Genomic DNA, 8,648 nt, shown 5'->3' on the forward strand with positions numbered 1-8,648 from the left:
TCTCTTTATGATAAAAAAAGAAATGGTCGTTTGGTAACTGAAAAAATCGAAGATTTGGAGATTATGGGTGAGAAGCATATCACGACAGGATATATTTATGTTGTTAAGTATGCTGGAAAAGATGAACGTTTCTTAAAAATGGAAAATCTTTATAAGATTGGCTACGCAAAAGATATTACAAAGAGATTATCGAATACTGAAAATGAATCAACGTATTTATACTCACCTGTAAAATTAGTTACAAGTTATGAAATTCAGAATATAGATGCCAGAAAAGTTGAAACTTACCTGCATCATGCTCTGGCTGATAAGCGTTTAGAGCTTTCTCTTATATCAGCATCAGGAAAAGAAATTACAGTCAATGAATGGTTTGCTGTCAGTTTGGACGAAGTATCAAAATTAGTTCAAGAAATGGTTGTTCAGCTTCAAATGGACAATTAACAAATCGATATTTTTAGTGTTTCTCATTATACCTAAGTATGCTATAATAGTAGAACTGTTAAAATCGTAGTTTAGGAGCACAACATGACTATCACTGGTATCGTTGCTGAGTTTAATCCTTTTCATAATGGACATTGTTATTTGCTGTCACAGGCTGAGGGTTTGAAGATTGTTGCCATGTCTGGGAATTTTGTGCAGCGTGGCGAGCCTGCGGTTGTGGACAAATGGACGCGCGCGGAAATGGCTCTGAAATGTGGTGCTGATTTGGTGGTTGAGCTGCCATTTTTGGTGGCTGTTCAGTCAGCGGACTACTTTGCGCAGGGTGCGGTGGACATTTTAGAGCGCCTTGGTGTGGATAACTTAGCATTTGGAACGGAAGAAAATCTGGATTATCAACACTTTTCACAGATTTATGCGGATAATCAACAGAAAATGGTGGATTACTTGCAAAATTTGCCAGATAATTTGTCTTATCCACAGAAAACGCAGAAAATGTGGGAGACATTTGCTGGTGTCAACTTCACAGGCAACACGCCAAATCATATTTTGGGGCTTTCTTATGCCAAAGCTTGCGTAGGAAAATCAATCAAGCTTAGCCCAATCATGCGTCAGGGAGCTGGTTATCACTCGCTTGAGACAGATGTCGCATTTGCTTCCGCGACAAATCTGCGTATCCACAGACAAGACAAGGATTTTGTGGATAAATTCATGCCGCAAGCTGACCTTTTCCTAGGCGCCCCTCAAGTGACTTGGGAGAATTATTTCCAATTGCTCAAGTACCAAATCGTGACAAATCCTGATTTGACAGGGGTTTTCCAGGTAAATGAAGAGTTAGCCAGCCGTATCCGCTCTGCTATTCGGAGCGTAGCGACTGTGGACGAATTGGTGGATAAAGTCGCCACAAAACGCTACACGAAGGCTCGAATCCGCCGCATTTTGGCTTATATCTTGGTCGGAGCTGTGGAAAAGCCATTGCCAGAAGCGGTACATGTGCTCGGATTTACCGAAAAAGGGCAAAAACACCTTAAAACGGTGAAAAAGTCTGTGGATATCGTCGCTCGAATCGGTGCCAAACCGTGGGATGCGGTGACGCAACAAGCTGACCAAGTCTATCAGCTTGGAAATCCACAACTTCAAGAACAAACTTGGGGAAAAGTGCCGATTAGAATCGAGAAATAAGCGCTTACAAAATAAATAAAAAGACTGAGCTTTTGTTGAGCTCAGTTTTCTCTTCTAATTTTCCATCCCCATTTTACACAGCCTTGTCAAAGTGCTATAATAAAAAGGATTACGAATTTAGCTTTTGCTAGTTCAGTAGTTTGATATTTGGCTATTTTGTAGCCAATCATTAATTAACTATGCTAAAACAAATAATAATCTTTACAAAGGAGAATACCCATGGGACGTAAGTGGGCCAATATTGTTGCCAAAAAAACTGCCAAAGATGGTGCTAACTCAAAAGTTTACGCTAAATTTGGTGTTGAAATCTATGTAGCTGCTAAAAAAGGTGAACCAGATCCAGAATCAAACTCAGCTTTGAAATTTGTACTTGAGCGTGCAAAACAAGCCCAAGTGCCAAAACACGTTATCGACCGCGCCATTGATAAAGCAAAAGGTAATACAGACGAAACCTTCGTTGAAGGACGTTACGAAGGCTTTGGACCAAATGGTTCAATGATTATCGTAGACACTTTGACAAGTAACGTTAACCGTACAGCTGCTAACCTCCGTTCAGCATTTGGTAAAAACGGTGGTAACATGGGAGCAGCAGGTTCTGTATCATACCTTTTTGACAAAAAAGGGGTTATCGTGTTTGACGGTGACGATGCCGATGCTGTTTTTGAACAATTGCTTGAAGCAGACGTTGACGTTGAGGATGTTGAAGCAGAGGATGGTGTGGTAACAGTTTACACAGCACCAACTGACCTTCACAAAGGTATCGAAGCTTTGCGTGCCAACGGTATTGACGAATTCAAAGTGACTGAGCTTGAAATGATTCCACAATCAGAAGTCACTCTTGATGGTGAAGACCTTGAAGTCTTTGAAAAACTAATTGACGTTCTTGAAGATGACGAGGACGTGCAAAAAGTTTACCACAACGTTGCTGATTTTTAATCTATACACCACAAACACCACAAAAGATAGTCAGTTCTTATTACTGACTGTCTTTTTCGTTTTGAGTGATAGCTTTCTTTTATCTGAGTGATAATAAAAATCTATTGGAAAAGCGTGGCGTTTTGGTCTAAAATAGGGTTATTGTAATGAGCGAATCTCAAATAAAGGAAGGAGAGGATGTTAAATGAAGCAAGTCATTGTTGGGATTACAGGAAATGAAAAAGAAATACCAGAGATGTCAGGCATTCGTTTTGATACGGTGTCGCGTTATTTATCTGAAGGCGTTACCGCTGCTGGTGGCGTTCCTGTTATCATTCCAGTTGGGAGCCCAGCTCTTGCTAAAGCTTACATTGATATGATTGATAAGCTGATTTTATCTGGCGGTCAAAATGTGACACCAGCATTTTACGGTGAAGAAAAGACTATCGACAGTGACGATTACTTTTTGGAACGTGATGAATTTGAATTGGCTTTGATTAAAGAAGCCTTGCGTCAAAGAAAACCTATTTTTGCGGTTTGCCGAGGCATGCAGCTGCTAAATGTAGCATTAGGCGGTACCTTGAATCAAAACATAGACAATCATTGGCAAGAAGACGTTGAAGGTACCTCACATGAAGTGTCAGTTGTTCCCAACAGTCGTGTGAGCCATTTGGTCAAATCAGGTGCTTGGATTAATTCCTTTCATCGCCAAAGCGTTAAAGAGTTGGCACCTGACTTGGTTGCGACGGCGCGTGATACACGTGATGGCACGATTGAAGCTTATGAAAGCAAGAAAGGTGCTCCCATTTTAGGCATTCAGTGGCATCCTGAGTTGTTGCTAGACAGAACGGAGAGCCGCAACTTATTTCATTATTTGGTTCAAATATTATAAGTACAAAGCTGATTAAGGCGGCTTTTTCTTATTTTTCTTGCAATCAAATCAATTGTTATCTAGCGAGAGTGGTGTTAAGATAAAAGCGTCTTAAAAAAGGAAAGGAAGTTATGGATATGACATTTTGGAAAAAAGCATTAGGTGTGACAAGTGTGGTTTTGGCCTCAAGCCTTGTTTTAGTGGCTTGCTCGTCACAATCATCCTCTAAAAAATCAAGCGGTAAAGAAGAAGTGGTCTTTGCGACTGTCGGAACAACGGCCCCATTCTCATATGAAGACAACGGAGAATTGACAGGATACGATATCGAAGTTGCCAAAGCGGTCTTTAAGGATTCTGACAAATACAAGGTCACTTTCAAGAAAACCGAGTGGGCATCTATTTTTACAGGGATTGACTCAGGCAAATACCAAATGGCTGGTAACAATATCAGCTACACTAAAGAACGTGCCAATAAGTACCTCTTCTCTTACCCTATCGGCTCAACCCCATCTGTTTTAGTTGTGCCAAATGATAGTAAAATCACCTCTTACGATGATATTGGTGGTCACTCAACCCAAGTGGTTCAAGGGACAACAACTGCTGCACAATTGGAAAAATACAACCAAGAACACAGTAACGACACCGTTGACATCAATTATACTAACGAAAACATTACTCAAATGTTGACTAACTTGAACGATGGCAAGTATGACTTCAAGATTTTTGACGCCCCAACAGTTAATACAGTTATCAAAAACCAACAATTAACAAACTTGAAGACCATTGATTTGAAATCAGATGACCAACCTTACATCTACTTCATTTTCGGTGATGACCAAAAAGACTTGCAAACTTACGTCAACAAACGTCTTAAAACCTTACAAGAAAATGGTACCTTGTCTAAATTGGCAGAACAATACCTTGGTGGTGACTACACTCCAAGTGCAGATGATTTGAAATTGCCAACCTCTCATTAAAATGTGGTTATAGTTTTAAACTATAAAGAATACTTGTTAATAACAATTTGAAACCTATATCCAAATAGGATACAATAAAATCACTTAGTAAATGAAAGAGGATATAGATATGAAATTGAAAAAGATATTTGGATTAGCAGGTGTGATTGCAGCATCAACAGTTTTATTGGCAGCTTGCGGAGGCAACTCAAAATCAGCATCAGATGACTCAACACTTAAAGTTGGAATCATGACATTGGATGATAGCACAGAACCTGTTTGGGATGAAATCACAGAATTGGCTGAAAAGAAAGGTGTTAAAATCAAATTGGTTGAGTTTACAGATTACAACCAACCAAACGAAGCCCTTCAAAATGGGGAAATTGATGTCAACGCCTTCCAACACAAATATTTCTTGAGTAACTGGAACAAAGAAAATGACGGCACTATCGTTGAAGTAGCTGATACCTTTCTTAGCCCAATCCGTTTGTTCTCAGGAACAAAAAATAACGGTGATGCTAAGTACACAGATGTTGTAGATATTCCAGATAAAGCGACTATCTCAGTGCCAAACGATGCGTCAAACGAAAGCCGTGCCCTTTACTTGCTTCAATCAGCTGGTTTGATTAAATTGGATGTTTCAGGTAATGAGTTGGCAACTATCAAAAACATTTCATCAAATCCAAAGAATTTGGATATCAAAGAAGTAGATGCTGCACAAACAGCTTCAACACTTAACTCAGTAGATGCGGCAGTTATCAACAACTCTTATGCCCAATCTGCAAATGTTAACTATGATACAACTCTTTACACAGAACCAATCGATGATAATTCAGACCAATGGATTAACGTGATTGCAGCCCAAAAAGATTGGAAGAAATCAGACAAGGCTGACGCCATTGAAACTTTGGTATCTGTTTATCAAACAGATGAAGTTGGTAAGGAAATCGAAAAAGCATCAAACGGTATCGATATTCCTGCTTGGAAAGGTGCTAAAACATCATCAACTTCTGAATCGTCATCATCAAATGAATGAGCCAAAAGATAAGAATCAGGTGTGTTCTTAACACACCGATTTTCTTTGTAGGCGGTATTTCTGAGTAAAATGTGAGCGTTGTGAAAGGTAGCAAAATGGTCGTAAACGAAAATGAGCAATTAGAAAAATTTTATCAAGATGAACTCACACAGTATTATTTTGAAGCGCTGGGGCGTTTGATTGCCAAAAAATCCATCTTCGCTCAACAGATTGGTTTGGCTGAGGTTGCGGGTGAGTTGGGGCAGTTGTTTACAGAAGCTGGTGCTGAGGTGACAATTGACGATATCTGTACGGCACCGCTGGTTTTGGCTCGATTTAAGAGTAGTCATCCTGAAGCTAAAACCATCATTTTTTACAATCATTATGATACGGTGCCTGCTGATGATGACCAACCGTGGACATCCAATCCATTTGAATTGACGGTTCGTGATGGGTATATGTACGGTCGCGGTGTGGATGATGACAAAGGACACATTACCGCGCGTTTGACTGCCGTTCAAAAGTACCGTCGTCAGCACGGTGATTTACCTGTCAATGTGATTTTTCTCATGGAAGGGGCAGAAGAATCGGCTTCTGTTGGTTTAGAAACCTACCTGGAAAAATATGCTGATGAATTGCGTGGTGCGGATTTGTTGGTTTGGGAACAAGGCATTTCAAATGCTAAAGGACAAATCGAGATTTCAGGTGGAACCAAGGGCATTGTGACCTTTGATATGGTCGTGGATTCAGCGAAAATTGATATTCATTCGAAATTTGGTGCGGTGATTGATACAGCAACGTGGTACTTGCTCAAGGCGATTACATCCTTACGAGATGATGAGGGACGCTTGCTAGTGGATGGCATTTACGACCAGGTGACACCGCCAAATGAACGAGAGTGGCAATTGGCTTTGGAGCACGCTAATTTAGACCCTGAGCGTTTGCAGGACTTGTATGGATTGACCTTGCCGCTATTGACCAAAGATACAGAATCATTAGTGAAAACCGTCTTTTTTGAGCCTGCTATTACCATTGAAGGCATAACGTCAGGCTATCAAGGGCAAGGGGTTAAAACGATTTTACCATCAAAAGCAAGATCTAAGATGGAAGTTCGCTTGGTACCTGGCTTGGATCCAAAAGAAACCCTTGCTCACATTAGAAAGCATTTGGACAAACACGGTTTTGAACAAGTGGAATTGATTTACACCTTGGGTGAAAAGGCTTATCGTAGCGATATGTCAGACCCTGCTATTTTAAATGTCATCGAGATTGCCAAGGCATTTTCACCAAATGGAGTATCTGTCTTGCCAACCACTGCGGGAACAGGCCCAATGCACCAAATCTTTGAAGCCTTGGAAGTTCCAATTGCGGCATTTGGAATTGGTAATCCAAATAGTAGCGACCATGCTGGCGATGAAAATGTAAAATTAGCTGATTACTACACCCACATTGAGATGATTGAGGAGTTAATTAAGAGTTATGACAAAACCCATTATTAAACTAGAAAATATTGACATTACCTTTTATCAGAAAAGACGCACCATTGAAGCGGTGAAAGACGTTTCTATCACGATTAACAAGGGCAATATCTATGGTATCGTTGGGTATTCAGGTGCAGGAAAATCGACTTTAGTGCGTACGATTAACCTGCTACAACCACCAACGTCTGGTACAATTACCATTGGAGATGATGTGACCTTTTCAGATGGTCAGGTGCAGTTAAAAGGAGCTAAATTACGCCAAAAACGCCAAAAAATTGGAATGATTTTCCAACATTTCAATTTGATGGCTCAAAAAACGGCGCGTCAAAATGTGGCTTTTGCCCTTAGACATTCATCTTTGTCTAAAGAAGAAAAAGACAAAAAAGTGTCGGAATTGTTAGAGTTGGTCGGCTTGTCAGAGCGTGCAGAGAATTACCCGTCACAATTATCGGGTGGTCAAAAACAGCGTGTGGCGATTGCGCGTGCCTTGGCAAATGACCCTGAAATCTTGATTTCAGACGAATCAACCTCGGCCTTAGACCCTAAAACCACCAAGCAAATTTTGACCTTGTTGCAAGATTTGAACCAAAAATTGGGCTTGACGGTTGTGATGATTACGCACGAAATGCAAATTGTGAAAGACATTTGCCACCGTGTTGCTGTGATGCAAAATGGGCATTTGATTGAAGAGGGTTCTGTTTTGGACATTTTTACTAGTCCAAAAGAAGCCTTGACCCAAGAATTTATCAAAACGGCTACGGGCATTGATGAAGCTTTGGTGAAAATCGAAAAACAAGACTTCATCCAAACCTTGCCAACAAATGATTTATTGGTGCAATTAAAATACTCAGGAAGGTCAACTGATGAGCCTATCCTTAATCAAATTTACAAAGAGTTTGAAGTAACGGCAAATATCCTTTATGGGAATATCGAAATCTTGGCGGATACTCCAGTGGGTGAGATGATTGTGGTCTTATCAGGTGAGCCTGATGCCCTTATGGGAGCCCAAAAAGCGATTGTAAAAGCTGGAATTGATTTGACTGTTTTGAAACGAGGTGCTTAAATGACAGAATGGATTGAAACCTATTTACCAAATGTTTACCGCATTGGCTGGGAGGGAACGAATTCTTGGCCAGACGCGATTTACGCGACCCTTTACATGACAAGTATTTCTTTTGTCGTGGGTGGGCTTTTAGGATTGATTGTTGGCTTGTTTTTGGTGTTAACAGGACCCAATGGGGTCATCGAAAACAAGGTGGCATTTCAAATTCTAGATAAAATCACATCTGTTTTCCGTGCCATTCCGTTCATTATTTTGCTAGCGATTATTGCCCCAGTGACTTACTGGATTGTAGGGACAAACCTTGGTATGACAGCTGCTTTAGTACCTCTATCAGCAGCGACCTTTCCTTTCTTTGCTCGTCAGGTACAGGTGGTCTTGGCTGAACTTGACCAAGGGGTGATTGAAGCTGCTCAGGCCTCAGGAGCAACTCTTTGGGATATTATTAAGGTTTACCTAAGCGAAGGGTTGCCAGACCTTATTCGCGTGTCAACAGTGACCTTGATTTCACTTGTCGGAGAAACGGCTATGGCTGGTGCTATCGGTGCTGGAGGACTTGGTTACATTGCCATTTACTATGGTTACAACCGTTCAAATACCGATGTGACCTTGGTGGCAACCTTACTCATTCTTATTTTGATTTTCTTGATTCAATTTATCGGAGATTTCCTGACCAATAAATTAAGCCACAAATAAAAAGAAGGTGCTTGTGAACTGCACCCCAAAAGTT

The 8,648-nt window shown here is 40.6% G+C and carries 9 protein-coding genes; all 9 read left to right on the forward strand.

What is annotated here, in order from left to right:
• A partial coding sequence (locus tag B3R79_RS04585; protein WP_293694014.1) for a GIY-YIG nuclease family protein occupies window positions 1-441 on the forward strand: 441 nt, incomplete at its 5' end.
• An 84-nt stretch (window positions 442-525) separates the two neighbouring features.
• Window positions 526-1,620, forward strand: a complete 1,095-nt coding sequence (locus tag B3R79_RS04590; protein WP_235280841.1) for a nucleotidyltransferase — start codon at window positions 526-528, stop codon at window positions 1,618-1,620.
• A gap of 219 nt (window positions 1,621-1,839) precedes the next feature.
• On the forward strand, window positions 1,840-2,556 hold the full coding sequence (locus B3R79_RS04595; protein ID WP_154454783.1) for a YebC/PmpR family DNA-binding transcriptional regulator: 717 nt from the start codon (window positions 1,840-1,842) through the stop codon (window positions 2,554-2,556).
• 184 nt (window positions 2,557-2,740) lie between these two features.
• Window positions 2,741-3,427, forward strand: a complete 687-nt coding sequence (locus B3R79_RS04600; protein WP_293694017.1) for a gamma-glutamyl-gamma-aminobutyrate hydrolase family protein — start codon at window positions 2,741-2,743, stop codon at window positions 3,425-3,427.
• Window positions 3,428-3,543: 116 nt separating this feature from the next.
• Window positions 3,544-4,383 (forward strand): amino acid ABC transporter substrate-binding protein, encoded by an 840-nt coding sequence (locus tag B3R79_RS04605; RefSeq protein ID WP_293694018.1) that lies wholly within the window; start codon window positions 3,544-3,546, stop codon window positions 4,381-4,383.
• A 109-nt stretch (window positions 4,384-4,492) separates the two neighbouring features.
• On the forward strand, window positions 4,493-5,398 hold the full coding sequence (locus B3R79_RS04610; protein ID WP_154454780.1) for a MetQ/NlpA family ABC transporter substrate-binding protein: 906 nt from the start codon (window positions 4,493-4,495) through the stop codon (window positions 5,396-5,398).
• 95 nt (window positions 5,399-5,493) lie between these two features.
• Window positions 5,494-6,876 (forward strand): M20/M25/M40 family metallo-hydrolase, encoded by a 1,383-nt coding sequence (locus B3R79_RS04615; protein ID WP_154454779.1) that lies wholly within the window; start codon window positions 5,494-5,496, stop codon window positions 6,874-6,876.
• On the forward strand, window positions 6,857-7,921 hold the full coding sequence (locus tag B3R79_RS04620; protein WP_293694020.1) for a methionine ABC transporter ATP-binding protein: 1,065 nt from the start codon (window positions 6,857-6,859) through the stop codon (window positions 7,919-7,921). Before B3R79_RS04615 ends, B3R79_RS04620 begins: the two co-directional genes overlap by 20 nt.
• Complete coding sequence (locus tag B3R79_RS04625; protein WP_168260398.1) at window positions 7,922-8,614, forward strand: methionine ABC transporter permease; 693 nt, start codon at window positions 7,922-7,924, stop codon at window positions 8,612-8,614.
• The last annotated feature ends 34 nt before the right edge of the window (window positions 8,615-8,648 follow it).

Source organism: Streptococcus sp. UBA3373 (genome assembly GCF_002360305.1).
In the GTDB taxonomy this organism is placed as follows: domain Bacteria; phylum Bacillota; class Bacilli; order Lactobacillales; family Streptococcaceae; genus Streptococcus; species Streptococcus alactolyticus.

What these genes read in the sequence shown, in the direction of transcription:
- B3R79_RS04590 (WP_235280841.1), top strand. Translation starts at nt 526, where the DNA reads ATGACTATCACTGGTATCGTTGCTGAGTTTAATCCTTTTCATAATGGA.
- B3R79_RS04595 (WP_154454783.1), top strand. Translation starts at nt 1,840, where the DNA reads ATGGGACGTAAGTGGGCCAATATTGTTGCCAAAAAAACTGCCAAAGAT.
- B3R79_RS04600 (WP_293694017.1), top strand. Translation starts at nt 2,741, where the DNA reads ATGAAGCAAGTCATTGTTGGGATTACAGGAAATGAAAAAGAAATACCA.
- B3R79_RS04605 (WP_293694018.1), top strand. Translation starts at nt 3,544, where the DNA reads ATGACATTTTGGAAAAAAGCATTAGGTGTGACAAGTGTGGTTTTGGCC.
- B3R79_RS04610 (WP_154454780.1), top strand. Translation starts at nt 4,493, where the DNA reads ATGAAATTGAAAAAGATATTTGGATTAGCAGGTGTGATTGCAGCATCA.
- B3R79_RS04615 (WP_154454779.1), top strand. Translation starts at nt 5,494, where the DNA reads ATGGTCGTAAACGAAAATGAGCAATTAGAAAAATTTTATCAAGATGAA.
- B3R79_RS04620 (WP_293694020.1), top strand. Translation starts at nt 6,857, where the DNA reads ATGACAAAACCCATTATTAAACTAGAAAATATTGACATTACCTTTTAT.
- B3R79_RS04625 (WP_168260398.1), top strand. Translation starts at nt 7,922, where the DNA reads ATGACAGAATGGATTGAAACCTATTTACCAAATGTTTACCGCATTGGC.